At 64.3% G+C, this 22,545-nt stretch carries 22 protein-coding genes; 19 read left to right on the top strand and 3 right to left on the bottom strand.

All coding sequences use genetic code 11. The features are described 5' to 3' along the window. Positions 1 to 102: 102 nt before the first annotated feature. The 4 genes from ACO6D5_RS00620 to ACO6D5_RS00635 all read left to right on the top strand — a co-directional run bounded on the left by ACO6D5_RS00620 (position 103) and on the right by ACO6D5_RS00635 (position 4,523). On the top strand, positions 103 to 1,902 hold the full coding sequence (locus tag ACO6D5_RS00620) for a gamma-glutamyltransferase family protein (protein ID WP_485824330.1): 1,800 nt from the start codon (positions 103 to 105) through the stop codon (positions 1,900 to 1,902). Positions 1,903 to 1,993: 91 nt separating this feature from the next. Next, the gene (locus tag ACO6D5_RS00625; RefSeq protein WP_485824331.1) at positions 1,994 to 2,968 is read left to right on the top strand and encodes a diacylglycerol/lipid kinase family protein; all 975 of its coding nucleotides are present in this window, start codon (positions 1,994 to 1,996) and stop codon (positions 2,966 to 2,968) included. Continuing rightward, positions 2,965 to 3,759 (top strand): metallophosphoesterase family protein, encoded by a 795-nt coding sequence (locus tag ACO6D5_RS00630; protein ID WP_485824332.1) that lies wholly within the window; start codon positions 2,965 to 2,967, stop codon positions 3,757 to 3,759. The genes ACO6D5_RS00625 and ACO6D5_RS00630 overlap by 4 nt, the downstream gene beginning before the upstream one ends. Then, positions 3,756 to 4,523, top strand: coding sequence for a phosphatase PAP2 family protein (locus ACO6D5_RS00635; RefSeq protein ID WP_485824333.1), 768 nt, complete (start codon positions 3,756 to 3,758; stop codon positions 4,521 to 4,523). The genes ACO6D5_RS00630 and ACO6D5_RS00635 overlap by 4 nt, the downstream gene beginning before the upstream one ends. On the opposite strand, the gene ACO6D5_RS00640 is transcribed toward ACO6D5_RS00635, so the two are convergent. The 3 genes from ACO6D5_RS00640 to ACO6D5_RS00650 are packed head-to-tail and all read right to left on the bottom strand — an operon-like array spanning position 4,494 to position 5,973. Continuing rightward, on the bottom strand, positions 4,494 to 4,922 hold the full coding sequence (locus ACO6D5_RS00640) for an NAD(P)-binding domain-containing protein (protein ID WP_485824334.1): 429 nt from the start codon (positions 4,920 to 4,922) through the stop codon (positions 4,494 to 4,496). The two genes, ACO6D5_RS00635 and ACO6D5_RS00640, sit on opposite strands and share 30 nt — an antisense overlap. Further along, positions 4,919 to 5,362, bottom strand: a complete 444-nt coding sequence (locus tag ACO6D5_RS00645; protein ID WP_315526702.1) for a PaaI family thioesterase — start codon at positions 5,360 to 5,362, stop codon at positions 4,919 to 4,921. Before ACO6D5_RS00645 ends, ACO6D5_RS00640 begins: the two co-directional genes overlap by 4 nt. Continuing rightward, entirely contained in the window at positions 5,359 to 5,973 is a 615-nt protein-coding gene (locus ACO6D5_RS00650) for a TetR/AcrR family transcriptional regulator (protein WP_485824335.1), read from the bottom strand. Before ACO6D5_RS00650 ends, ACO6D5_RS00645 begins: the two co-directional genes overlap by 4 nt. Before the next feature lie 459 nt (positions 5,974 to 6,432). On the opposite strand from ACO6D5_RS00650, the gene ACO6D5_RS00655 reads away from it, so the two are divergent. The 15 genes from ACO6D5_RS00655 to nuoN all read left to right on the top strand — a co-directional run bounded on the left by ACO6D5_RS00655 (position 6,433) and on the right by nuoN (position 22,543). Beyond that, complete coding sequence (locus ACO6D5_RS00655) at positions 6,433 to 7,548, top strand: porin (RefSeq protein ID WP_485824336.1); 1,116 nt, start codon at positions 6,433 to 6,435, stop codon at positions 7,546 to 7,548. A 297-nt stretch (positions 7,549 to 7,845) separates the two neighbouring features. Next, positions 7,846 to 8,205, top strand: a complete 360-nt coding sequence (locus tag ACO6D5_RS00660) for an NADH-quinone oxidoreductase subunit A (protein ID WP_006217959.1) — start codon at positions 7,846 to 7,848, stop codon at positions 8,203 to 8,205. Positions 8,206 to 8,245: 40 nt separating this feature from the next. Next, complete coding sequence (locus ACO6D5_RS00665; protein ID WP_006217960.1) at positions 8,246 to 8,722, top strand: NuoB/complex I 20 kDa subunit family protein; 477 nt, start codon at positions 8,246 to 8,248, stop codon at positions 8,720 to 8,722. Positions 8,723 to 8,798: 76 nt separating this feature from the next. Then, a complete protein-coding gene (locus ACO6D5_RS00670; RefSeq protein WP_315526706.1) occupies positions 8,799 to 9,425 on the top strand; it encodes an NADH-quinone oxidoreductase subunit C in 627 nt (208 codons plus the stop codon). A 3-nt stretch (positions 9,426 to 9,428) separates the two neighbouring features. Then, on the top strand, positions 9,429 to 10,685 hold the full coding sequence (locus ACO6D5_RS00675; protein ID WP_280025679.1) for an NADH-quinone oxidoreductase subunit D: 1,257 nt from the start codon (positions 9,429 to 9,431) through the stop codon (positions 10,683 to 10,685). Between the two features lie 47 nt (positions 10,686 to 10,732). Then, a complete protein-coding gene (gene nuoE, locus ACO6D5_RS00680) occupies positions 10,733 to 11,227 on the top strand; it encodes an NADH-quinone oxidoreductase subunit NuoE (RefSeq protein WP_006217963.1) in 495 nt (164 codons plus the stop codon). Next, positions 11,224 to 12,591, top strand: a complete 1,368-nt coding sequence (gene nuoF / locus ACO6D5_RS00685) for an NADH-quinone oxidoreductase subunit NuoF (RefSeq protein WP_006223755.1) — start codon at positions 11,224 to 11,226, stop codon at positions 12,589 to 12,591. Before nuoE ends, nuoF begins: the two co-directional genes overlap by 4 nt. Before the next feature lie 15 nt (positions 12,592 to 12,606). Then, positions 12,607 to 14,934 carry an NADH-quinone oxidoreductase subunit NuoG gene (gene nuoG / locus ACO6D5_RS00690; protein WP_315526707.1) on the top strand — a complete coding sequence of 776 codons (2,328 nt, stop codon included), beginning with the start codon at positions 12,607 to 12,609 and terminating at the stop codon, positions 14,932 to 14,934. Next, complete coding sequence (gene nuoH, locus ACO6D5_RS00695; RefSeq protein WP_006223757.1) at positions 14,934 to 16,007, top strand: NADH-quinone oxidoreductase subunit NuoH; 1,074 nt, start codon at positions 14,934 to 14,936, stop codon at positions 16,005 to 16,007. The genes nuoG and nuoH overlap by 1 nt, the downstream gene beginning before the upstream one ends. A 21-nt stretch (positions 16,008 to 16,028) precedes the next feature. Continuing rightward, the gene (gene nuoI / locus ACO6D5_RS00700) at positions 16,029 to 16,517 is read left to right on the top strand and encodes an NADH-quinone oxidoreductase subunit NuoI (RefSeq protein WP_006223758.1); all 489 of its coding nucleotides are present in this window, start codon (positions 16,029 to 16,031) and stop codon (positions 16,515 to 16,517) included. Positions 16,518 to 16,534: 17 nt separating this feature from the next. Next, positions 16,535 to 17,191: an NADH-quinone oxidoreductase subunit J gene (locus ACO6D5_RS00705; RefSeq protein ID WP_006223759.1), complete on the top strand. Its 657-nt coding sequence runs from the start codon at positions 16,535 to 16,537 to the stop codon at positions 17,189 to 17,191. Next, positions 17,188 to 17,496 carry an NADH-quinone oxidoreductase subunit NuoK gene (gene nuoK, locus ACO6D5_RS00710; RefSeq protein WP_006217969.1) on the top strand — a complete coding sequence of 103 codons (309 nt, stop codon included), beginning with the start codon at positions 17,188 to 17,190 and terminating at the stop codon, positions 17,494 to 17,496. The genes ACO6D5_RS00705 and nuoK overlap by 4 nt, the downstream gene beginning before the upstream one ends. A gap of 17 nt (positions 17,497 to 17,513) precedes the next feature. Beyond that, complete coding sequence (nuoL, locus tag ACO6D5_RS00715; protein WP_315526708.1) at positions 17,514 to 19,550, top strand: NADH-quinone oxidoreductase subunit L; 2,037 nt, start codon at positions 17,514 to 17,516, stop codon at positions 19,548 to 19,550. Then, positions 19,547 to 21,049: an NADH-quinone oxidoreductase subunit M gene (locus tag ACO6D5_RS00720; RefSeq protein WP_315526709.1), complete on the top strand. Its 1,503-nt coding sequence runs from the start codon at positions 19,547 to 19,549 to the stop codon at positions 21,047 to 21,049. Before nuoL ends, ACO6D5_RS00720 begins: the two co-directional genes overlap by 4 nt. A gap of 9 nt (positions 21,050 to 21,058) precedes the next feature. Further along, complete coding sequence (gene nuoN, locus ACO6D5_RS00725; protein WP_315526710.1) at positions 21,059 to 22,543, top strand: NADH-quinone oxidoreductase subunit NuoN; 1,485 nt, start codon at positions 21,059 to 21,061, stop codon at positions 22,541 to 22,543. Positions 22,544 to 22,545: the final 2 nt, after the last annotated feature.

Genomic DNA, 22,545 nt, shown 5'->3' on the forward strand with positions numbered 1-22,545 from the left:
CCGGCGGAGCCGGATCCGCGGTGTCCCGGATCGGGAGGCACCGTTTGATTGCGACGGTTGGATCGCTGGGGCCTCGGATCTGACAACCATACAGGACTGCTTATGTTCACCACTCGCCCGGAAATCCTCGGCACCTTCGGTGTCGTGACCTCTACCCATTGGTTGGCCAGCGCGGCCGGCATGTCGCTGCTGGAACGCGGCGGCAACGCGTTCGACGCCTGCGCGGCGTCGGCGTTCGTGCTGCAGGTGGTCGAACCGCATCTGGTCGGCCCGGCCGGCGAAGTGCCGGCGGTGTTCTATTCGGCGCGCACCGGCCAGGTGGAGGTGCTGTGCGGCCAAGGCACGACGCCTGCCGCGGCCACGCTTGAGCGCTACCGTGCCGAAGGATTGAAGCTGATCCCCGGCAACGGCTTGCTGGCCACGGTGATCCCGGGCGCGTTCGACGCCTGGATGTTGCTGCTGCGCGACCACGGCACGATGCGCGTGCGCGACGTGCTGGAGCCCGCCATCTATTACGCCGAGCACGGCCATGCGCTGATGCCGCGCATTTCCAACACCATCGCCGGTCTGAAGGACTTCTTCGAAACGCATTGGCCGACGACCGCGCAGGTCTACGTGCCGGGCGGCAAGGTGCCCGAAGCCCGCAAGCTGTTCCGCAACCCGGCGCTGGCCCGCACCTGGACCCGCGTGCTGAAGGAAGCCGAGGCCGTGGGCGCGGACCGCGAACGCCAGATCGAGGCGGCCCGCGATGCGTTCTACCGCGGCTTCATCGCCGACGAGATCGACAAGTTCGCGCGCAACACCGACGTCATGGACGAAAGCGGCACGACCCATCGCGGCGTCATCACCGCGGCCGACCTGGCGGGCTGGTCGGCCAGCTACGACACGCCGCTGACCTACGACTATCACGGCTATACCGTCGCCAAGGCCGGCGCCTGGAGCCAGGGCCCGGTCTTCCTGCAGACGCTGGCGCTGCTCAAAGACATGGACCTTGCCGGCGTGGGCCCGAACAGCGTGGAATTCATCCATCGCGTCACTGAAGCCATGAAGCTGGCGTTCGCCGACCGCGAGGCCTACTACGGCGATCCCGCTTTCATCGACGTGCCGCTGGCCCATCTGCTGTCCGATGAGTACAACGCGGAACGCCGCGCGCTGATCGGTGAGTCCGCCTCGCACGACCTGCTGCCGGGCCAGGTGCCCGGCTTCGAGGCCCAGGTGGCGCGCGTCATGGACACGCTGGAACGCTTGTCCAAGGTGTCCGCGCCCGGCAGCGCGACCAACGAGCCGACGCTGGCCGACATGCGCGCTTCCGCCAAGCGCGGCGACACCACGCACGTGGACGTCATTGATCGCTGGGGCAACATGATTTCGGCCACGCCCTCGGGTGGCTGGTTCCAGTCGTCGCCGGTGATCCCGGAACTGGGCTTCGGCCTGAACACGCGCGCGCAGATGTTCTGGCTGGAAGAAGGACTGCCCGGCACGCTCGCCCCGGGCAAACGCCCGCGCACCACGCTGACGCCTTCGCTGGCGCTGCGCGACGGCAAGCCCTACCTGGCGTTCGGCACGCCGGGCGGCGACCAGCAGGAACAGTGGCAACTGCTGTTCTTCCTGCGCCACGTGCATCACGGGCTGAATCTGCAGGAAGCGATCGACCTGCCGATGTCCCACACCATGCACTTCCCCACGTCGTTCTACCCGCGCGACCGCAAGCCCGGGCATCTGGCGGTGGAAGCCAGCTTCGGTCCCGAGGTCATCGATGGCCTGCGCCAGCGCGGACATCGGATCGAGGAAGTGCCCGAGTGGTCCGTGGGCCGCCTGACCGCCGCCTCGCGCGACGAGGACGGACTGCTGCACGCCGCAGCCACGCCGCGGTTGATGCAGGCCTACGCCATCGGCCGCTGACCGGGGGGCGAGGCGCCCGATGCGCGGCCCGGCGGGCCAGGCGCGTCGGGCCGCCTTGCGGCGATTTGCCGGCATGGGCTATCTTTCTCCCATGACGTCATCCCAGCAGCGCCCGGCAACCGGGGCGCAATCCCTGACGGGACAAGAACCGCTTTTCATCGTCCTCAATACCGGATCGGGGCGCGGCGACGCGCAGGTCCTGCAGGACACCATCCGCCGCATCCTTGACGAGGCGGGCCGGCGCTACACGCTGATGCCCGTCGATGACCCGTCACGGCTGACCGAAACAGCGCAGTCCGCCGTCAAGCGCGCGCAAGACGAGCAGGGCGCCGTCATCGCCGCCGGGGGTGACGGCACGCTCAATGCCGTGGCGGGCACGGTGCTGGGCCAGGGCGTGCCCTTCGGCATCCTGCCCCAGGGCACCTTCAATTACTTCGGCCGCAGCTACGGCATCTCCCAAGACACCGAAGTCGCCTTGCGCGGCTTCCTGCAAGGCCATTTGCGGCCGGTGCAGGTGGGCCACCTCAATGGCCGCCTGTTCCTGGTGAACGCCAGCCTGGGCCTGTACCCCACGTTGCTGGAAGACCGCGAAGCCTACAAGCAGCGCTTCGGCCGCAGCCGCCTGGTGGCGCTATGGTCGGGCATCGTCACCTTGCTGCGCGCGCCGCGCCAGCTCAGGCTGCAGCTGGAATATGAAGGCCGGGTGCGCGATCTGCGCTCGCCCACGCTCGTGGTCGGCAACAACAAGCTGCAACTCGAGCACATCGGCATCGAATCCCAGGAGCTTGACCGCGGCCGCCTGATGGCGATGGCGGCGCGTCCGGTCGGCACGCTGGCGCTGTACGGCTTGCTGGTGCGCGGCCTGTTCAGCCGGCTGGGCGACGCGGAACACGTGATCAACTTCGCCTTCGACCGGCTGACGGTCCACATCCGGGGGCGCAGCCGCGTCAAGGTCGCGATGGACGGCGAAATCTCCTGGATGAACACGCCGCTGGAATTCAAGGTCGCCGGCGAAAAGCTGCCGCTGGTGGTGCCGGCCGACTCGCAGTACCTGGACCGCTCATGACGCGCATCCTGCAATTATCCGACACGCATTTCGGCACCGAGCGCAAGCCCGTGGTCGAGGCCGCGCTGGACTTGGCCCGCTCGCTGAACCCGGATCTCGTCGTCCTCAGCGGCGACATCACGCAGCGCGCGCGGCGCCGCCAATTCGCCGCCGCCCGCAAATTCATTGAACGCCTGTCGCTGCCGGTGCTGGCCGTGCCGGGCAACCACGACATCCCGCTGTTCAACGTGTTCGCGCGCGCCCTCAACCCGTATGGCAACTACAGGCGCGCGCTGGGCGCCGTGCTGGAGCCGGTATTCGAAAACCCGGGCTTGCTGGCGATCGGCGTGAACACCACGCGGCCGCGGCGCCGCAAGGACGGCGAAATCTCCGACACGCAGATCGCCCGCGTGGCGCAGCGTCTGCGCCAGGCACGCCCGGGCCAGTTGCGGGTCGTGGTGGCGCACCATCCGGTGCGCGCCAAGGTCGAATCCGACCTGTCCAATCTGCTGATCGGGCGCGAACGCGCGCTGGCGGCCTGGGCCCAGGCCGGCGTCGACCTGATCCTGGGCGGGCACATCCATCTTCCTTATGTGCTGCCGCTGACGGCAGCCGGCCAATCCGCCGGCTGGATCGTCCAGGCCGGCACCGCCTGCTCTCACCGTGTCCGGGGCAGCGTGCCGAACTCGGTGAATGTGATCACGCGCGAAGGCGAGGGCGACCAACAGGCCTGCCACGTCGAACGCTGGGACTACGCGGCGGGCACGCACGCGTTCGCGCCGGTCGACAAGACACTGGTGACGCTTTCATGACCGGTGCGTGGGCGGCGTGGGCGGCATCCCATGCCTTGGAATTGTTCATCGCGCTGCCGCTGTTGGCCGGCGGTGCCGCGTTCTGGGGCATGCGCGCCTATGTGGGCGGCTCCAGGCGGGCCCGCCATGTGGTCTACGCTTCGTCGCTGGCCGTCTTGTTGGCGCTGTTCCTCGGGCTCGCGATGGCAGTACGCCGCCAGGGCGGCGTCGTCGCGTTCGACGGCGCCTTGGCCGACGCCCTGAGCATGACCATGGACACCTCGCTGCTGTGGCTGCTGTCCTGGTTCACGTATTTGGGCGACCGCAACTTCCTGACCGTGCTGAGCGTGCTGATGACGGTCTACCTGCTCTGGACGGGCTGGTGGCGGCTGGCGGCGTTCTGCGCCATCGCCACCGGCATCGGCGGGGCGATCAACTGGTTGCTCAAGCACACCTTTGAACGGGTGCGGCCGGAACATGATCACGGCTACGCCACGGTGGCAGGGTGGAGTTTCCCCAGCGGCCATGCGTCGGCCGCGATGGCCGTCTACGGCACGGCCTGCTACCTGGTGTGGCGCCTGGCGCCGCCCGCCTGGCGATGGCCCTGCGTGGCGGTCTCGGCCGCGCTGATCATGGCGATCGGGCTCAGCCGCATCCTGCTGCAGGTGCATTTCGCCAGCGACGTCGTGGCGGGCTTCGCCGTCAGCCTGGCCTGGCTGTCGGTATGCGTGGCGGTGGCCGAGCGCTACTGCACGTCACGCCGGGCAGAGCAAGACCTTCAGTAGCCGCGCGCCTGCGTCTTCCGTCGCCTCGCCCGGCAAGGGGGTATAGCGTCCGCCCGCCCCGGCGACCGCCAGGCCCAGGCGTCGCGCCTGCTCGGCGGGGGGAGGGGCCAGGTCGATGATCTGCTTGCCGGCCACGAGCGCGGTGACTTCGCCGTCGCTGAAGCGTTCCAGCGTGCGGTCGATCTCGCGTTCCCGCGGCAGCGCCAGCACGATGGTGTCCGATTCCGCCAGGGCTTCGCGGGCCGAGGTGGCCAGCGTGGCCGAACCGCGGAAATCCTCGCAGCGTTCGGGATCGATGTCGTAGACGGTCAACGCGATGTCCGGCTCGGCCTCCAGCAGGCGCCGGGCGGCCAGGGTGCCGGTGCCGCCCATCCCCACGATGCTGACGCGGGGGCTCATGGCTTCGGCACGGACCACGTGCTCACGATATGGGCCAAGGGCTCGTCCGAGCCTTCGCCGGTCAGGATGACTTCGCCTGCGGACAGGCGACCCACCTTCAGCAGCCGGGCGTCTGCATAGATCGCGCCGGCGGGGCTTTTGCGCAGGAAATTGATGGTCAGGCTGGCCGTCACCGCGTGCGCCTGGCCGGTCGCGCCCACCACGGCGGCATACATGGCCAGGTCGGCCAGCCCCATCAGCATGGGGCCCGCGACGATGCCGCCCAGGCGCTGGTGGGCGTCCCGGGCCGGCAGCACGGCACGCGCCGTGCCGCGGCCGATGCGCAGGATGTCGATCCCCAGCAACAGCGAAAAAGGATGCTGGTCGGCCAGCAGGATGTGGAAGTCGGCCAGGCTGATCAGCGGGGCGTCGCTATCGGCGGCCAGGACGGTTGCGGTCATCGTTGCTCCAGGGCGAGGCAGTAGTTGTCCAGCAACGCGTCCGCGTGCTGGCCCAGGGATTTCAGGCGATGGGTGTGCAGCAGCAGCAATAACCCCATCAGGTACGTGAATAGATTCATCTGCTCGACCCCGACGACCGTGGCGTTCCAGCCCTTGCTGCGGGCCAGCGCTACGCCAAGCAGGTCCACGCACTGGCGCAGCCGGGCGTTGAGCTTTTCATCCATTTCCCGGCCCAGCCCGCGCGGCCCCAGCCCCTGGAACAGGTACATGCCCAGGGAAAAGTCGGTCTGCCGCTCGGCGTAATAGCCGAAGAAGGCGCGGATGGCGCGTCGCGCGGCGGAAGGCGCATCGCCTGCGCCGGCCGCCTCGGCCAGGTGCGCGTGGAGCCGCTGCAGCGATTCATCGAGCAGCGCCCCATAGATCGTCTCCTTGCCGGCGAACCAGGGGTAGATGGCGCCGGTGGTGCAGCCGGCCTCCTTGGCGATCGCCCGGATCGTCGTCTTCTCCAGCCCGTCGCGTTCGAACACGCGCTGCGCGGCGTCCAGAATCAACTGGCGGCGCAGGGCGCTCAGGCGTTCATTGCGGTCGGTGCGGGCGGTCGGGGAGGGCATGAGGCGCGGTAGCGGCAAGGGAACAGGTTCGATGATATCGACGATTTTTATTAATAACAATGTTATTGGCTCGTCCTGCCATCGCCTGGCCAGGACAGTGGCCCGCAGGGTGGGCGGGTTGGGAATAAAGCGAAAAGCGCGTCAAAGCCGGTAAGAAAGCCGGTTGAAAGCGGCAGGCTAAAATGCAGCGAATAATTAGGGGCAGGGCTGAAAGTCGCATGGATACGGGCTTGCCTGTTTAAGTAAGGGAAAGCCCTAGCAGCTTTGGCGCCATGTCCGCGCGATGTTGCAAGATCCCAACAGGGGTGTCGCAAACCTGCACTTTTCTGATGCCGACCATAGCCAGTCCCCCCGATTTTTGATGCAATAGCGTCAACTTCCCTTCGCGGAGTTAGGGGGGCGGCAGGCTGGTTTGCTGGATTGCTGCTCTTGTCACTCAAATCAACGGAGATTTCTTAAATGAAAAAGACTCTGCTCGCTGCCGCCCTGCTCGCCGGTTTCGCCGGTGTCGCCCAGGCAGAAACGTCTGTCACCCTGTACGGCATCATCGACACGGGCCTCGGCTACAACAAGATCAGCGGTGCTGCGAACGATGCCGTGAACGGCAGCCGTTTCGGCATGATCAACGGCGTCCAGAACGGTTCGCGCTGGGGTCTGCGTGGCTCGGAAGACCTGGGTGACGGCCTGCGCGCTGTTTTCCAACTGGAATCGGGTTTCAACTCCGGTAACGGCAACTCCGCTCAAGGCGGCCGCCTGTTCGGTCGTCAAGCCACCGTCGGTCTGGCCAGCGACAGCTGGGGCCAACTGGACTTCGGTCGCCAAACCAACATCGCGTCGAAGTACTTCGGCTCGATCGACCCGTTCGGCGCTGGCTTCGGTCAAGCTAACATCGGCGTGGCTCTGAGCGCCGCCAACACGAACCGCTACGACAACATGGTCATGTATCAGACCCCGTCGTTCAGCGGCTTCCAGTTCGGCGTCGGCTACTCGTTCAACGTGAACGACACCAACGCTGCTCAAACCGGCTTCAAGACCGCCGACAACACCCGCGCCATCACGACCGGTCTGCGCTATGTCAACGGCCCGCTGAACGCAGCCCTGACGTACGACCAACTGAACGCTTCGAACAAGCTGCCGGGCGCTTCGACCGACGCTACCCCGCGTCAGTACGCCATCGGCGGTTCGTACGACTTTGAAGTTGTGAAGCTGGCTCTGGCCTACGCTCGCACGACCGACGGCTGGTTCGCTGGTCAAGGCGTCGACACCAACCTGGGCAGCATCAACTTTGGCGCCAACAGCTTCGCTGACGGCTTCAAGGCCAACTCGTACTTGGTCGGCCTGTCCGCCCCGATCGGCGGCGCAAGCAGCCTGTTCGGTTCGTGGCAGCGTGTTGACCCGTCGAACGACAAGTTGACCGGCGGCGATGCCACCACCAACGTGTACTCGCTGGGTTACACCTACGACCTGTCCAAGCGCACCAACCTGTACGCTTACGGTTCGTACGCCAAGAACTACGCCTTCATCGACGACCTGAAGTCGACCGCTGTCGGCGTCGGTATCCGCCACCGCTTCTAATCCAACGCAGGGCGCAAGCCCTGTCTGGATTCAAAGCGCAAGCGAACGAACGGGCTTCGGCCCGTTCGTATAAAGCCACCTCCAGGGGTGGCTTTTTTTTCGTTTTTTGGTCGTATTTTTGCGTTCCGCAGGTGCTTGTCAGGCGAGTCCTGTATCCTTGCTGCTCTGTCTCGAAAACTGCGATTGTTCCATTTGAGGAATGCAGTCTTTCACCTGTTATTCAAGCTACAGAGTTCAGCCGGAAGTAACCACGCGAATGCTACAATCCTAAGGTTTGCGCATTTGACGGACGCCTGAATGAACCTGCAACAGTATTTTCCCGTCCTGCTGTTTATCGTAGTGGCCACCCTTATCGGGTTCGCGCTTCTAACGGCCGGCTCCCTCCTTGGCCCCCGGCGTCCCTACGCTGAGAAGCTGTCGCCCTATGAGTGCGGCTTCGAAGCGTTTGAAGACGCCCGTATGAAGTTTGACGTGCGCTACTACCTGGTGGCGATTCTGTTCATTCTTTTCGACCTGGAAATCGCGTTCCTGTTCCCGTGGGCCATCGCCCAAGGCACAGTCGGGCTCGTCGGTTTCTGGACGGTCATGGTTTTCCTAGCCGTGTTGACCGTCGGCTTCATCTACGAATGGAAAAAGGGCGCGCTGGATTGGGAATGACCCCTCCGGGTTTTTTCACAGCACGCTATCAGAGACGAATATGGCTATAGACGGCATTCTCAAGCAAGGGTTCATCACAACCAGCGCCGACAAGTTCCTTAATTGGGCGAAGACCGGCTCCATGTGGCCCATGACCTTCGGTCTGGCCTGTTGCGCGGTCGAGATGATGCACGCGGGCGCGGCCCGCTACGACCTGGACCAGTTCGGCATCATCTTCCGGCCCAGCCCGCGTCAGTCCGATCTGATGATCGTCGCTGGCACGCTGTGCAACAAGATGGCGCCGGCGCTGCGCAAGGTCTATGACCAGATGCCTGAGCCGCGTTGGGTGGTTTCCATGGGCTCCTGTGCCAATGGCGGCGGCTACTACCACTACTCGTATTCGGTGGTTCGTGGCTGCGACCGCATCGTACCGGTAGACGTCTACGTGCCGGGCTGCCCGCCCACGGCCGAGGCGCTGGTCTACGGCTTGCTGCAAATGCAGAACAAGATCCGTCTGACCAACACGATTGCGCGCTGAGCCTTCGCCCCGCCCGGCGGCAGTCGCTGCCGCGGGCACGGCGAATCCAGCGTATCGGTTCACCTAAGCGTACAAGATGATGACCAGGCTCGAAACCCTGAAAAACAATTTGCAGACCACCCTCGGCGCGGATATCGCGCTGACCGAGGCGTTGGGCGAGCTGACGCTCGAAGTGCCCGCGCAGCAGTGGTTCTCCGTCTGCAACAAGCTGCGCACCGAAGCCGGCCTGCGCTTTGAAACCTGTATCGACCTCTGTGGCGTCGACTACCTGACCTGGGGCAACGGCACGCGCCAGCTGCCCGAGGAAACCGGTGCCAAGATCCACCGCTCGCGCTTTGCCGTGGTGATCCACCTGCTGTCGATCGAGAACAACTGGCGCCTGCGTGTCCGTACCTGGGTCGCCGACGACGAATTCCCGATGGTCGCATCGCTGATGGAATGCTGGCCGACCGTGGGCTGGTTCGAGCGCGAAGCGTTCGACCTGTACGGCATCGTCTTCGAAGGCCATCCGGACCTGCGCCGCATCCTGACCGACTACGGCTTCATCGGCCATCCGTTCCGCAAAGACTTCCCGCTGTCGGGCACCGTCGAAATGCGTTACGACCCCGAGCAACGGCGCGTCATTTACCAGCCGGTCACGATCGATCCGCGCGAGATCACCCCGCGCGTGGTCCGCGAAGACTCTTACGGCTTGGGGCGTTAAATCATGGCAGAAATCAAGAACTACACGCTCAACTTCGGTCCTCAGCATCCGGCCGCACACGGCGTGTTGCGCCTGGTGCTGGAACTGGACGGCGAAGTCATCCAGCGCGCCGACCCGCACATCGGCCTGTTGCACCGCGCCACCGAAAAGCTGGCCGAGCACAAGACCTACATCCAGGCGCTGCCCTACATGGACCGCCTGGACTACGTGTCCATGATGTGCAATGAGCACGCCTATGTCATGGCCATCGAAAAGCTGCTGGGCGTCGAAGCCCCGCTGCGCGCCCAGTACATCCGCGTCATGTTCGACGAGATCACGCGTCTGTTGAACCACCTGATGTCGCTGGGTTCGCACGCGCTGGACGTGGGCGCCATGGCGGTGTTCCTGTACGCCTTCCGTGAACGCGAAGACCTGATGGACTGCTACGAAGCGGTCTCGGGCGCGCGCATGCATGCGGCCTACTACCGTCCGGGCGGCGTCTACCGCGACCTGCCGGACACGATGCCGCAGTACGGCGACACCAGCAAGTACCGTGGCGACAAAGAAATGCGCATCATGAACGATGCGCGTTCGGGCTCGCTCCTGGACTTCATCGAAGACTTCACCAACCGCTTCCCGGCCTGCGTCGACGAGTACGAAACGCTGCTCACCGACAACCGCATCTGGAAGCAGCGCCTGGTGGGCATCGGCGTGGTCGATCCCGACCGCGCCAAGGCCCTGGGCTTCACCGGCCCGATGCTGCGTGGCTCGGGCGTGGCCTGGGACTTGCGCAAGACGCAGCCCTACGAAGTCTACGATCTGCTCGATTTCGACATCCCCGTGGGTGTCAACGGCGACTGCTACGACCGCTACCTGGTCCGCATCGCTGAAATGCGTGAAAGCAATCGCATCATCCGCCAGTGCGTGGAATGGCTGCGCAACAACCCGGGTCCGGTCATGATCGAGAATCACAAGATCGCCCCGCCCAAGCGCACCGCCATGAAGACCAACATGGAAGAGCTGATTCACCATTTCAAGCTCTTCACCGAAGGTTTCCACGTGCCCCCGGGCGAGGCGTTTGCCTCGGTGGAGCACCCCAAGGGCGAATTCGGCATCTATCTGGTGTCCGATGGCGCCAACAAGCCTTACCGCCTGAAGATTCGGGCCCCCGGCTTTGTCCACCTGCAAGCGCTGGACGAAATGTCGCGCGGTCACATGATCGCCGACGCCGTCACCATCATTGGTACGCAGGACATCGTTTTCGGCGAGATCGATCGCTGATCTGCCCAGACAGTCACGAGCACGCCCGCATAACCCGGATTCAAACTATGCTGCTTTCCGAACAGGCCTACCAGAAAATCGACCGAGAACTCGCGAAGTTCCCGGCCGACCAGCGGCAGTCCGCCATCATGGCCTCGCTTGCCATCGCGCAAGAAGAGAAGGGCTGGTTGGCTACCGAAACCATTGAAGATGTGGCCAATTACATTGGCGTCCCGCCCATTGCGGTGCAGGAAGTCGCCACGTTCTACAACATGTTCGACGTCAAGCCCGTCGGCAAGAACAAGATCGCCGTCTGCACCAACTTGCCCTGTGCCTTGCGCGATGGCGACCGTGCCGGCGAATACCTCAAGCGCAAGCTGGGTGTCGACTACCGTCAAACCACCGCCGACGGCCAGTTCACGCTGGTTGAAGGCGAATGCATGGGCGCTTGCGGCGATTCCCCCGTGCTGATCGTGAACAACAAGCATATGTGCGTGCGCATGACCGACGAGAAGCTGGACGCGCTGGTCGCGGCCCTCAAGGTCCAAGGAGAGTCGGCATGAACGCGCCCGACCTGTACAAGCAGTTCGCGCAAGGGCTCGATCCCAACCCGCTGAACGATGTATCCAACTCGATGTGCCTGCACGGCCGGCACATCCAGCCGCAGATCATGGCGGACGTCGACGGCGAGAACTGGCGCCTGGCCGACTACGTCAAGCGCGGCGGCTACGAAGCCCTGAAGAAGATCCTCACCACCGGCCTGAAGCCGGAAGACGTGATCGCCGAAGTCAAGGCGTCGGGTCTGCGCGGCCGTGGCGGCGCGGGCTTCCCGACCGGTCTGAAGTGGAGCTTCATGCCGCGCGCCTTCCCCGGCCAGAAGTACCTCGTCTGCAACTCGGACGAAGGCGAACCGGGCACGTTCAAGGACCGCGACATCCTGCGCTTCAATCCGCACATCGTGATTGAAGGCATGGCGATCGCGGCCTACGCCATGGGCATCAGCGTCGGCTACAACTACATCCACGGCGAAATCTTCGAAGTCTACGAGCGCTTCGAAGAAGCGCTGGAAGAGGCGCGCGCCGCCGGCTTCCTGGGCGACAAGCTGCTGGGTTCGGACTTCAGCTTCCAGCTGCACGCGTTCCACGGCTACGGCGCCTACATCTGCGGCGAAGAAACCGCGCTGCTGGAATCGCTGGAAGGCAAGAAGGGCCAGCCGCGCTTCAAGCCGCCGTTCCCGGCCAGCTTCGGCCTGTACGGCAAGCCCACCACGATCAACAACACCGAAACGTTCGCGGCGGTGCCGTGGATCATCCGCAACAGCGGCCAGGCCTACCTGGAAGTCGGCAAGCCGAACAACGGCGGCACCAAGCTGTTCTCGATCACCGGCGACGTCGAACGCCCCGGCAACTACGAGATCCCGCTGGGCACCCCGTTTTCCACGCTGCTGGAACTGGCGGGCGGCATGCGCGGCGGCAAGAAACTGAAGGCCGTGATCCCGGGCGGATCCAGTGCCCCGGTGCTGCCGGCCGACATCATCATGGAATGCACGATGGACTATGACTCCATCGCCAAGGCCGGCTCGATGCTCGGCTCCGGCGCTGTGATCGTCATGGACGAAACGCGCTGCATGGTGAAGTCGCTCTTGCGCCTGTCGTACTTCTATTTCGAGGAAAGCTGCGGCCAGTGCACGCCGTGCCGCGAAGGCACCGGCTGGCTCTACCGCATGGTGCATCGCATCGAAAACGGTCACGGCCGTCCGGAAGATCTGGACTTGCTGGACAACGTGGCAGGCAACATCATGGGCCGCACCATTTGCGCCCTGGGTGACGCCGCCGCCATGCCCGTCCGTGGCTTCCTCAAGCATTTTCGCGACGAATTCGCGCACCACATCGAGCATAAGTCTTGTGTGGTCCCGCAATATCTGTAGGTCTCAGGAACAGCAATGGTTGAACTAACCGTCGACGGCAATCAGGTCGAAGTGCCCGAAGGCAGCATGGTCATGCATGCCGCTCAGAAAGTCGGGCTTTACGTGCCGCATTTCTGCTACCACAAGAAACTGTCCATCGCGGCCAACTGCCGGATGTGCCTGGTTGAAGTGGAAAAAGCGCCCAAGGCGCTGCCCGCCTGCGCCACGCCCGTGACCAACGGCATGGTCGTCCACACTTGCTCTGAGAAGGCTCGCGCCGCTCAGAAGTCGGTGATGGAATTCTTGCTCATCAATCACCCGCTCGACTGCCCGATCTGCGATCAGGGCGGCGAATGCCAGTTGCAAGACCTGGCCGTGGGCTACGGTGGCTCGTCCTCGCGTTACCAAGAGGAAAAGCGCGTCGTTTTCCACAAGGACCTGGGTCCGCTGGTTTCCGCCGAGGAAATGAGCCGCTGCATCCACTGCACCCGTTGCGTGCGCTTCGGCCAGGAAATCGCCGGCGTGATGGAACTTGGCATGCTGGGCCGTGGCGAACACTCCGAGATCACGACCTTCGTGGGCCGCTCGATCGAGTCCGAACTGTCGGGCAACATGATCGACATCTGTCCGGTGGGCGCGCTGACCTCCAAGCCCTTCCGTTACAGCGCCCGCACCTGGGAACTGGCCCGCCGCCGTTCGGTCAGCCCGCACGACAGCCTGGGCGCCAACCTGGTGGTCCAGGTCAAGGGCGACCGCGTGATGCGCGTTGTCCCGTTCGAAGACGAAGCCGTCAACGAATGCTGGATCAGCGACCGCGACCGCTTCTCGTACGAAGGCCTGAACAGCGACGACCGCCTGTCCGCCCCGATGATCAAGGGCACCGACGGCAAGTGGCAGGAAGCCTCGTGGGCCGACGCGCTGCAAGCCGTGGCCCAAGGCCTGTCGCGTGTCCGTGACAGCTTCGGCGCCGGCCAGATCGGCGCGCTGGCGTCGGAATACGCCACCACCGAAGAATATGCGCTGCTGGGCCGCCTGGTCCGCGCGCTGGGCTCCGAGAACATCGACTTCCGCCTGCGCCAGACCGATCCGGCGTTCGACGCCGCATTGACCGGCGCGCCGTGGTTGGGCATGCCCATCGCCGAACTCGACAACCTGGACCGCGTCCTGGTCGTCGGCTCGTTCCTGCGCAAGGACCATCCGCTGATGGCGCAACGCCTGCGCCAGGCCGCCAAGCGCGGCACGCAGATCCTGATGGTCGACAGCGCCGCTGACGATCCTCTGATGCCTGTCGCCGCCCGCATCACCGTCGCGCCGTCCGAGCTGCCGCGCGCGCTGGCCGAAGTGGCCGTCGCCCTGGCGCAATCCCGCGAACAAGCGGTGCCGGCCGAATTCGCCTCGGTCACCCCGGGCGAAAACGCCAAGATCATCGCCGCGAGCCTGGCTTCCGGCGCCAACACCGCCGTGCTGATGGGCAACCTGGCTGTCGCCAGCGCCCAGGCTTCGACGCTGGCCGCCAATGGCCGCGCCGTGGCTGACCTGGCCGGCGGCAAGTTCGGCTTCCTGACCTCCGGCGGCAATACCGTCGGCGGTTACCTGGCCGGCGCCGTTCCGGGCAAGGGCGGCAAGACCGCCGCCGCCATGCTGGCCGAGCCGCTGAAGGCCTATGTCGTGCTGCACGCCGAGCCGCTGCTGGATGCCGACAACGGCCAGCAAGCCATCGCCGCGCTGCGTGGCGCGCAGTTCGCCGTCGCCCTGACGCCGTACCGTTCGGCCGCCGCCGAGTGGGCCGACGTCATGCTGCCGGTGTCGCCGTTCACCGAGACCTCGGGTACGTTCGTCAACGCGCAAGGCCTGGCCCAGAGCTTCAAGGGCACGGTCACGCCGTTGGGCCAGACGCGTCCGGGCTGGAAGGTCCTGCGCGTGCTGGGCAACGTCCTGCACCTGGCCGGCTTTGACGACGAGACCTCCGAATCCGTGCGCGACGCCGTGCTGGCCGGCGGCATCGAAGGCCGCTTGTCCAACGACGTCAAGGCCCCGCTGGGCCTGGGCCAAGCCGCAAGCGGCCTGGAACGCGTGGCTGACGTGCCGATCTACCGCACCGACGCCATGGTCCGCCGTTCGGAGCCGCTGCAAGCGTCCCCGGCCTCGAAGAAGCCGGCTGCCGCCATGAACGGCCGCACGCTCGCCAGCCTCGGCCTGACCGCCGGCGTGAAGGTGCGCGTCGCGGGTGCGCAAGGCGCCGTCGAACTCGAAACCGTGCAGGATGATGCCGTGGCCGATCGCGCCGTGCGCATTTCCGCAGCCTTTGAAAACACCGCAGCCCTGGGTGGCGCATTCGGTCAACTCAGCGTGGAGCGTGCCTGATGGAATGGCTTAATGTTCTTGAGAGCCACGGGCAGGCATTGCTGGGCCCGACGGTCTGGATGGTCCTCTGGACCCTCATCAAGATTGTGATCATCGCCGTGCCGATCATTCTGTGCGTCGCGTACCTGACGTACTGGGAACGCAAGATGATCGGCGCCATGCACGTGCGCGTCGGCCCGAACCGCGTGGGTTTCAAGGGGTTGCTGCAACCGTTCGCCGACGTGTTCAAGCTGTTGACGAAGGAAGTCGTCGTCCCCAGCCAGGCCAACAAGGTGCTGTTCGTCGTGGCCCCCGTGGTCACGCTGATGCCCGCGCTGGCCGCCTGGGCCGTCGTGCCCTTCGGTCCCGAAGTGGTGCTGGCCAACGTCAACGCCGGCCTGCTGTACATCATGGCCATCACGTCGATCGGCGTGTATGGCGTGATCGTGGCAGGCTGGGCGTCGAACTCCAAGTACGCGTTCCTGGGCGCCTTGCGCGCCTCGGCGCAGATGCTGTCGTACGAACTGGCCATCGGCTTCGTGCTGGTGACGGTGCTGCTGGTGTCCGGCAGCCTGAACATGTCCGAGATCGTCAACGTCCAGAACCGCGGCTGGTTCGCCGACAAGGGCCTGACGTTCCTGTCCTGGAACTGGCTGCCGCTGTTGCCGCTGTTCGTGATCTACGTCGTCGCGATCGTCGCCGAAACCAACCGCCACCCGTTCGACGTGGTGGAAGGCGAATCGGAAATCGTGGCCGGCCACATGGTCGAGTACTCGGGTATGGCCTTCGCCCTGTTCTTCCTGGGTGAATACGCCAACATGATCCTGCTGTCCTGCATGGCGTCGATCATGTTCCTGGGCGGCTGGGCTTCCCCGATCGACATCGCACCGCTGACCTGGATCCCGGGCTGGATCTGGCTGGGTCTGAAAACGTTCGTCGTGGTCTCGTTGTTCGTGTGGTTCCGGGCGTCGTTCCCGCGTTACCGCTATGACCAGATCATGCGTTTGGGTTGGAAAATCTTCATCCCGCTGACCGGCGTTTGGCTGGTCGTGGTGGCGATCTGGATGCAGACGCCCTGGAACATTTGGCGCTAAGCCGCCAGGCAGAGGCAGGATATGGAAGCGATCAAAGATTTCTTCGGCAGTCTGATGCTGACCGAGTTGCTCAAGGGCATGCGCCTGACGGGCAAGTATTTTTTCAAGCGCAAGGTCACCTTGCGTTATCCGCAGGAAAAGACGCCTACGTCGGCGCGTTTCCGCGGCCTGCACGCTTTGCGCCGCTACCCCAACGGGGAAGAGCGCTGCATCGCGTGCAAGCTGTGCGAAGCCGTGTGTCCGGCCTTGGCGATCACCATTGAATCGGAACAGCGCGATGACGGCTCCCGCCGCACCACGCGTTACGACATCGATCTGACCAAGTGCATTTTCTGCGGCTTCTGTGAGGAAAGCTGCCCCGTGGATTCGATCGTGGAAACCCATATCCACGAATACCACGGTGAAAAGCGCGGCGACCTGTATTTCACCAAAGACATGCTGCTCGCCGTGGGCGACCGCTACGAAGCCGACATCGCCCGCCGCCGGGCCGACGACGCTCCTTACCGTTGAAGCCCAGGGTCTGATCCATGACTTTTACCACTGTCCTTTTCTACATACTGGCCGCCGTGCTGGTGATCGCGGCGTTCCGCGTGATCACCGCGCGCAGTCCGGTCACCGCTGTTCTGCACTTGATCCTGGCGTTCTCCAACGCCGCGATGCTGTGGATGCTCCTGGGCGCCGAATTCCTGGCGCTGCTGCTGGTGCTGGTGTACGTGGGCGCCGTGATGGTGCTCTTCCTCTTCGTCGTGATGATGCTGGACATCCGCATGGACACCATGCGCCAGGGCATGAAGACCTACCTGCCTTTGGGCCTGGTGATCGGTCTGGTGCTGGTGCTGGAAATGTCGTTCGTGCTGGGTTCCACCTGGTACGGCTCGGGCCCGCAAGCCCCGGTCGCCGGCGACTACAACAACGCCCGCGCGCTCGGCGAAGTGATGTACACGCAGTATGTCTACGCCATTGAAGTCGGCGCCGCGCTGCTGCTGGTGGGTATGGTCGCCGCGATCGCGCTGACCCTGCGCCGCCGCCGCGACGTGAAGTACAACGACCCCGTGGCCGCCGTGCGCGTCCGTTCGAAGGATCGTTTCCGCATGGTGGACATGCCCGCCCAGAGCGACCGTGCCCAGGCCAAGCGCGACGCCGCGAACGGCGTTGCCGCTGCGCCCCAAGGAGAAAAAGAATGACGCTGACGCTGGCCCACTATCTGATCCTCGGGGCGATCCTGTTCGCCATCGGGATCTTCGGCATCTTCCTGAACCGCCGCAACCTGATCATTCTCTTGATGTCCATCGAGCTCGTGCTCCTGGCCGTCAACATGAACTTCGTGGCGTTCTCCAGCTGGTTCGGCGACACCGCCGGCCAGGTGTTCGTGTTCTTCATCCTGACCGTGGCCGCCGCTGAAGCGGCGATCGGCCTGGCCATCCTGGTGCTGCTGTTCCGCAACCTGAACACGATCAACGTTGACGAACTCGATCGCCTGAAGGGCTGACGGGGTATTGGAAGAAAATGTCTAGCTCACCCAATCTCTACTTGCTCATCGCGCTGGCACCGCTGGCCGGAGCAATTCTCGCGGGCCTTTTCGGCACCGGCTTCCTGGGCCGTCCCATCGGCCGTCGCGCGTCCCACGTCATCACCATCCTGGGCGTGCTCATCTCCGCCATCGGTTCGGTGGTGGTGCTGGCCGACGTGCTGAACGGCCTGCGCTTTGACGGCGCGGTCTACACCTGGAGCCTCATCGGCCAGACCAAGCTGGAAATCGGCTTCCTGATCGATCCGCTGTCGGCCATGATGATGGTCGTGGTGACCTCCGTGTCGCTGATGGTGCACATCTACACCATCGGCTACATGGCGGATGATCCCGGCTACCAGCGCTTCTTCTCGTACATCTCGCTGTTCACGTTCTCCATGCTGATGCTGGTGATGTCGAACAACATGGTGCAGCTGTTCTTCGGCTGGGAAGCAGTGGGCCTGGTGTCGTACCTGCTGATCGGTTTCTGGTACACCCGCCCGACGGCGATCTTCGCCAACATGAAGGCGTTCCTGATCAACCGCGTCGGCGACTTCGGCTTCGTGCTGGGCATCGGCCTGCTGTTCGCGTACGCCGGCACGATGCACTACGGCGAAGTGTTCGCCCAAGCCGACAAGCTGGCCACGATGACCCTGCCGGGTTCGGACTGGATGCTGCTGACGGTGGCGTGTATTTGCCTGTTCATCGGCGCCATGGGCAAATCGGCCCAGGTCCCCCTGCACGCCTGGCTGCCCGACTCGATGGAAGGCCCGACCCCGATCTCCGCGCTGATCCACGCCGCCACCATGGTGACGGCCGGCATCTTCATGGTCGCGCGCTTCTCGCCGCTGTTCGAACTGTCGGACGTGGCGCTGTCGTTCATCATCGTGATCGGCGCCATCGGCGCACTGTTCCTGGGCATCCTGGGCATCATCCAGACCGACATCAAGCGCGTTGTCGCGTACTCCACGCTGTCGCAGCTGGGCTACATGACCGTGGCGCTCGGCGCATCGGCCTACTCGGTGGCGATTTTCCACTTGATGACCCACGCGTTCTTCAAGGCGCTGCTGTTCCTGGGCGCGGGTTCGGTCATCATCGGCATGCACCACGACCAGGACATCCGCAACATGGGCGGCCTGCGCAAGTACATGCCCATCACCTGGATCACCTTCCTGCTGGGCACGCTGGCACTGGTCGGCACGCCGTTCTTCTCGGGTTTCTACTCGAAGGAAAACATCATCGAGGCCGCCGGGCACGCGAATGTGTGGGGCGCAAGCTTCGCGTACTACGCCGTGCTGATCGGCGTGTTCGTCACGTCGCTGTACTCGTTCCGCGTGTACTTCCTGGTTTTCCACGGCAAGGAACGCTTCGACACCAGCGACCACGGCCACGGCCACGACGACCATGCCCATGACGACCACGGTCACGATGATCACGGCCACGGCCATCATGGCGGCAAGCCGCATGAGTCGCCGTGGGTGGTCACGCTGCCGCTGATCCTGCTGGCGATCCCGTCGGTGCTGGTCGGCGCCTGGGCGGTCGACCCGATGCTGTTCGGCAAGTTCTTCAACGGCGTGATCACGGTGCTGCCGCAGCATCCGGCCATGCACGAACTGAACGAAGAGTGGCACGGTTGGGTCGCCTATGGCCTGCATGCCTTCCAGACCCTGCCGTTCTGGCTGGTCGTGGCAGGTTTCGTCATCGCCTGGTACTGCTACCTGATCAACCCCAAGGTTCCGGCCGCGATCAAGTCCAGCCTGTCTGGCGTGAACAAGGTGCTTGAGAACAAGTACTACGTGGACTGGGTCAACGAGCAGATCATCGCTCGCGGCATGCGCGCCCTGGGCCGTGGCCTGTGGAATACCGGCGACCGCGGCATCATCGACGGTTTGCTGGTCAACGGTAGCGCCCGCGTGGTGGGCTGGGTGGCTGCGGTCAGCCGCCACCTGCAGTCCGGCTTCATCTATCACTACGCGTTCGCGATGATCATCGGCATCATGGCGCTGGTGACTTTCTTTGTGCTGATTCCCCAATGATGGCAAGCGAGATGGCATCCAACACTTTCCCCTGGCTCACGCTTGCGATCTTTGTCCCGATCGTATTCGGCCTGCTGGTGCTGGCGGTGGGCCGTGACGACCGTCCCGGTCTGACGCGCGGCCTGTCGCTCGCCGGCGCCGTCGCCGGTTTCCTCGTCACGATTCCGCTCTACACCGGTTTTGACAACACCACGGCCGCCATGCAGTTTGTGGAGAAGGCTTCGTGGATTGAAGCCTTCAACGTCAACTACCACCTGGGCATCGACGGCATTTCGCTGTGGTTCGTCCTCCTGACCGCGTTCATCACCATCATCGTGGTGCTGGCCGGCTGGGAAGTCATCACCAGCCGCGTGGCACAGTACATGGCCGCTTTCCTGATCCTGTCGGGTCTGATGGTGGGCGTGTTCGTCGCGCTGGACGGCATGCTGTTCTACGTGTTCTTCGAAGCCACGCTGATCCCGATGTACATCATCATCGGCGCGTGGGGCGGCGACAACCGCATCTACGCGGCATTCAAGTTCTTCCTGTACACGCTGATGGGTTCTTTGCTGACCCTGATCGCGTTCATCTACCTGTGGCACGCCTCGGGTGGTTCGTTCGACATCCTGACCTGGCACCAGGTCAAGCTGGGCCAGACCGAGCAGATCCTGATCTTCGTGGCGCTGCTGGCGGCTTTTGCGGTGAAGGTGCCGATGTGGCCGGTTCACACGTGGTTGCCGGACGTTCACGTTGAAGCGCCTACGGGCGGGTCCATCGTGCTGGCCGCGATCATGCTGAAGCTGGGCGCCTATGGTTTCCTGCGCTTCTCGCTGCCGATCACGCCGGACGCTTCGCACAGCCTGGCTGGCCTGATGATCACGCTGTCGCTCGTCGCGGTGATCTACATCGGCCTGGTGGCGATCATCCAGGAAGACATGAAGAAGCTGGTGGCTTACTCGTCGGTTGCCCACATGGGTTTCGTGACGCTGGGCTTCTTCATCTTCAACACGGCCGGCGTCGAAGGCGCCATCGTGCAGATGATCTCGCACGGCTTCGTGTCCGGCGCCATGTTCATGTGTATCGGCGTCCTGTACGACCGCATGCACTCGCGCCGCATCGCCGACTACGGCGGCGTGGTCAACGTGATGCCGCGCTTCGCCACGTTCTTCATCCTGTTCTCGATGGCCAACAGCGGCCTGCCGGCCACCAGCGGTTTCGTCGGCGAGTTCATGGTGATCATGGGCGCGGTCGAGCACAACTTCTGGATCGGCCTGTTGGCGGCTACCGCCCTGATCCTGGGTGCTTCGTATTCGCTGTGGATGGTCAAGCGCGTGGTCCTGGGCGACATCGCCAATGACCATGTGCGCGAACTGACCGATATCAACCGCCGCGAATTTGTGATTCTTGGCGTGATGGCGATCGCCGTGTTGTACATGGGGATCTATCCCAAGCCCTTCACCGACGTGATGCACGTGTCGGTCGAGGCCCTGCTGCAACACGTTGCCGTCTCGAAACTGTAAGACAAGACAATGATGCAATCCCAAATCGATTTCGCCCTGGCGACACCGGAAATCCTTCTGCTGGTTTTCGGCCTGGCTATCCTGCTCGTCGACGCGGTCAGCAATCACCCTGAGCGCAAGCCGACGTTCCTGCTGACCCTGCTGGCATTGGGCGTGCTGACCGTCGTGTCGGCCGTGCAATGGAAGAACGGCGTCGCGGGCGCGACGTTCCACGGGCTGTACGTCACCGACGAACTGTCGCACCTGCTCAAGATCGCGTCCTACATCGCCGTGGGCGCCACGCTTGTCTACGGCCGCGTCTATGCGCAGGTCCGCGACATGCTCAAGGGCGGCGAGCTCTATGTCCTGACGCTGTTTGCGCTGCTGGGCCAGATGGTCATGATCTCCTCCGGGAACCTGATCTCGATCTACCTGGGCCTGGAACTGATGTCGCTGGCGCTGTACGCGCTGATCGCCCTGCGTCGCGACGACGTCGTGGCCACCGAAGCCGCCATGAAGTACTTCGTGCTGGGCGCATTGGCCTCGGGCTTCCTGCTCTACGGCATGTCGATGGTCTACGGTTCCACGGGTCATCTTGACCTGGCTGAAATCTCCAAGGTCATCGCCGCCGGCAAGGCGGAGAAGATGGCGCTGGTGTTCGGCATCGTGTTCCTGGTGTCGGGCCTGGCGTTCAAGCTCGGTGCGGTTCCGTTCCACATGTGGGTGCCGGACGTCTACCAGGGTTCGCCGACCGCGGTCACGCTGATCCTGGGCGGCGCGCCCAAGCTGGCTGCCTTCGCCATCACGCTGCGCCTGCTGGTGGACGGCCTGCATGGCCTGGCCGCCGACTGGCAGCCGATGCTGATGATCCTGGCCGTGCTGTCGCTGGCTATCGGCAACCTGACCGCCATTGCGCAGACCAACTTCAAGCGCATGCTTGCCTACTCGACCATCTCGCACATGGGCTTCGTGCTGCTGGGCCTGATGTCGGGTTCCGTCGCGGGCAAGCCGGAACTGGCCTCGGCCGCCTATGGCGCGTCGCTGTTCTACATGCTGACCTACGTCCTGACCACGCTGGCCAGCTTCGGCATCGTGCTGCTGCTGTCGCGCCAGGGCTTCGAGTGCGAGCAGATCGACGACCTGAAGGGCCTGAACCGCCGCAGCCCGTGGCATGCCGCCATCGTGCTGTTGCTGATGTTCTCCTTGGCCGGCATTCCGCCGCTGGTGGGCTTCTACGCCAAGCTGGCCGTGCTGCAAGCGCTGATCAGCGCCGGCCACGTGACCCTGGCCGTGATCGCAGTGCTGTTCTCGCTGATCGGCGCGTTCTACTACCTGCGTGTCGTCAAGGTCGTGTACTTCGACGAACCGGCGGCCAACGCAGCACCGATCGCCGCCACCTGCGGCCAGCGCGGCCTGCTGTCGATCAACGGCGCCATGATGCTGGTGCTGGGCCTGCTGCCGGGCGGCCTGATGGCGCTGTGCGTCCAGGCCATCCGTTCGTCGCTGAGCCTGTAAGC

This window comes from Achromobacter sp., assembly GCF_057314935.1.

What these genes read in the sequence shown, in the direction of transcription:
- ACO6D5_RS00720 (WP_315526709.1), top strand. Translation starts at nt 19,547, where the DNA reads ATGATGGCAAGCGAGATGGCATCCAACACTTTCCCCTGGCTCACGCTT.
- ACO6D5_RS00675 (WP_280025679.1), top strand. Translation starts at nt 9,429, where the DNA reads ATGGCAGAAATCAAGAACTACACGCTCAACTTCGGTCCTCAGCATCCG.
- nuoI (WP_006223758.1), top strand. Translation starts at nt 16,029, where the DNA reads ATGGAAGCGATCAAAGATTTCTTCGGCAGTCTGATGCTGACCGAGTTG.
- nuoL (WP_315526708.1), top strand. Translation starts at nt 17,514, where the DNA reads ATGTCTAGCTCACCCAATCTCTACTTGCTCATCGCGCTGGCACCGCTG.
- nuoE (WP_006217963.1), top strand. Translation starts at nt 10,733, where the DNA reads ATGCTGCTTTCCGAACAGGCCTACCAGAAAATCGACCGAGAACTCGCG.
- ACO6D5_RS00650 (WP_485824335.1), bottom strand. Translation starts at nt 5,973, where the DNA reads ATGCCCTCCCCGACCGCCCGCACCGACCGCAATGAACGCCTGAGCGCC.
- ACO6D5_RS00645 (WP_315526702.1), bottom strand. Translation starts at nt 5,362, where the DNA reads ATGACCGCAACCGTCCTGGCCGCCGATAGCGACGCCCCGCTGATCAGC.
- ACO6D5_RS00655 (WP_485824336.1), top strand. Translation starts at nt 6,433, where the DNA reads ATGAAAAAGACTCTGCTCGCTGCCGCCCTGCTCGCCGGTTTCGCCGGT.
- nuoF (WP_006223755.1), top strand. Translation starts at nt 11,224, where the DNA reads ATGAACGCGCCCGACCTGTACAAGCAGTTCGCGCAAGGGCTCGATCCC.
- ACO6D5_RS00660 (WP_006217959.1), top strand. Translation starts at nt 7,846, where the DNA reads ATGAACCTGCAACAGTATTTTCCCGTCCTGCTGTTTATCGTAGTGGCC.
- ACO6D5_RS00640 (WP_485824334.1), bottom strand. Translation starts at nt 4,922, where the DNA reads ATGAGCCCCCGCGTCAGCATCGTGGGGATGGGCGGCACCGGCACCCTG.
- ACO6D5_RS00625 (WP_485824331.1), top strand. Translation starts at nt 1,994, where the DNA reads ATGACGTCATCCCAGCAGCGCCCGGCAACCGGGGCGCAATCCCTGACG.
- ACO6D5_RS00635 (WP_485824333.1), top strand. Translation starts at nt 3,756, where the DNA reads ATGACCGGTGCGTGGGCGGCGTGGGCGGCATCCCATGCCTTGGAATTG.
- nuoG (WP_315526707.1), top strand. Translation starts at nt 12,607, where the DNA reads ATGGTTGAACTAACCGTCGACGGCAATCAGGTCGAAGTGCCCGAAGGC.
- ACO6D5_RS00670 (WP_315526706.1), top strand. Translation starts at nt 8,799, where the DNA reads ATGATGACCAGGCTCGAAACCCTGAAAAACAATTTGCAGACCACCCTC.
- nuoK (WP_006217969.1), top strand. Translation starts at nt 17,188, where the DNA reads ATGACGCTGACGCTGGCCCACTATCTGATCCTCGGGGCGATCCTGTTC.
- ACO6D5_RS00620 (WP_485824330.1), top strand. Translation starts at nt 103, where the DNA reads ATGTTCACCACTCGCCCGGAAATCCTCGGCACCTTCGGTGTCGTGACC.
- ACO6D5_RS00665 (WP_006217960.1), top strand. Translation starts at nt 8,246, where the DNA reads ATGGCTATAGACGGCATTCTCAAGCAAGGGTTCATCACAACCAGCGCC.
- nuoH (WP_006223757.1), top strand. Translation starts at nt 14,934, where the DNA reads ATGGAATGGCTTAATGTTCTTGAGAGCCACGGGCAGGCATTGCTGGGC.
- ACO6D5_RS00630 (WP_485824332.1), top strand. Translation starts at nt 2,965, where the DNA reads ATGACGCGCATCCTGCAATTATCCGACACGCATTTCGGCACCGAGCGC.
- ACO6D5_RS00705 (WP_006223759.1), top strand. Translation starts at nt 16,535, where the DNA reads ATGACTTTTACCACTGTCCTTTTCTACATACTGGCCGCCGTGCTGGTG.
- nuoN (WP_315526710.1), top strand. Translation starts at nt 21,059, where the DNA reads ATGATGCAATCCCAAATCGATTTCGCCCTGGCGACACCGGAAATCCTT.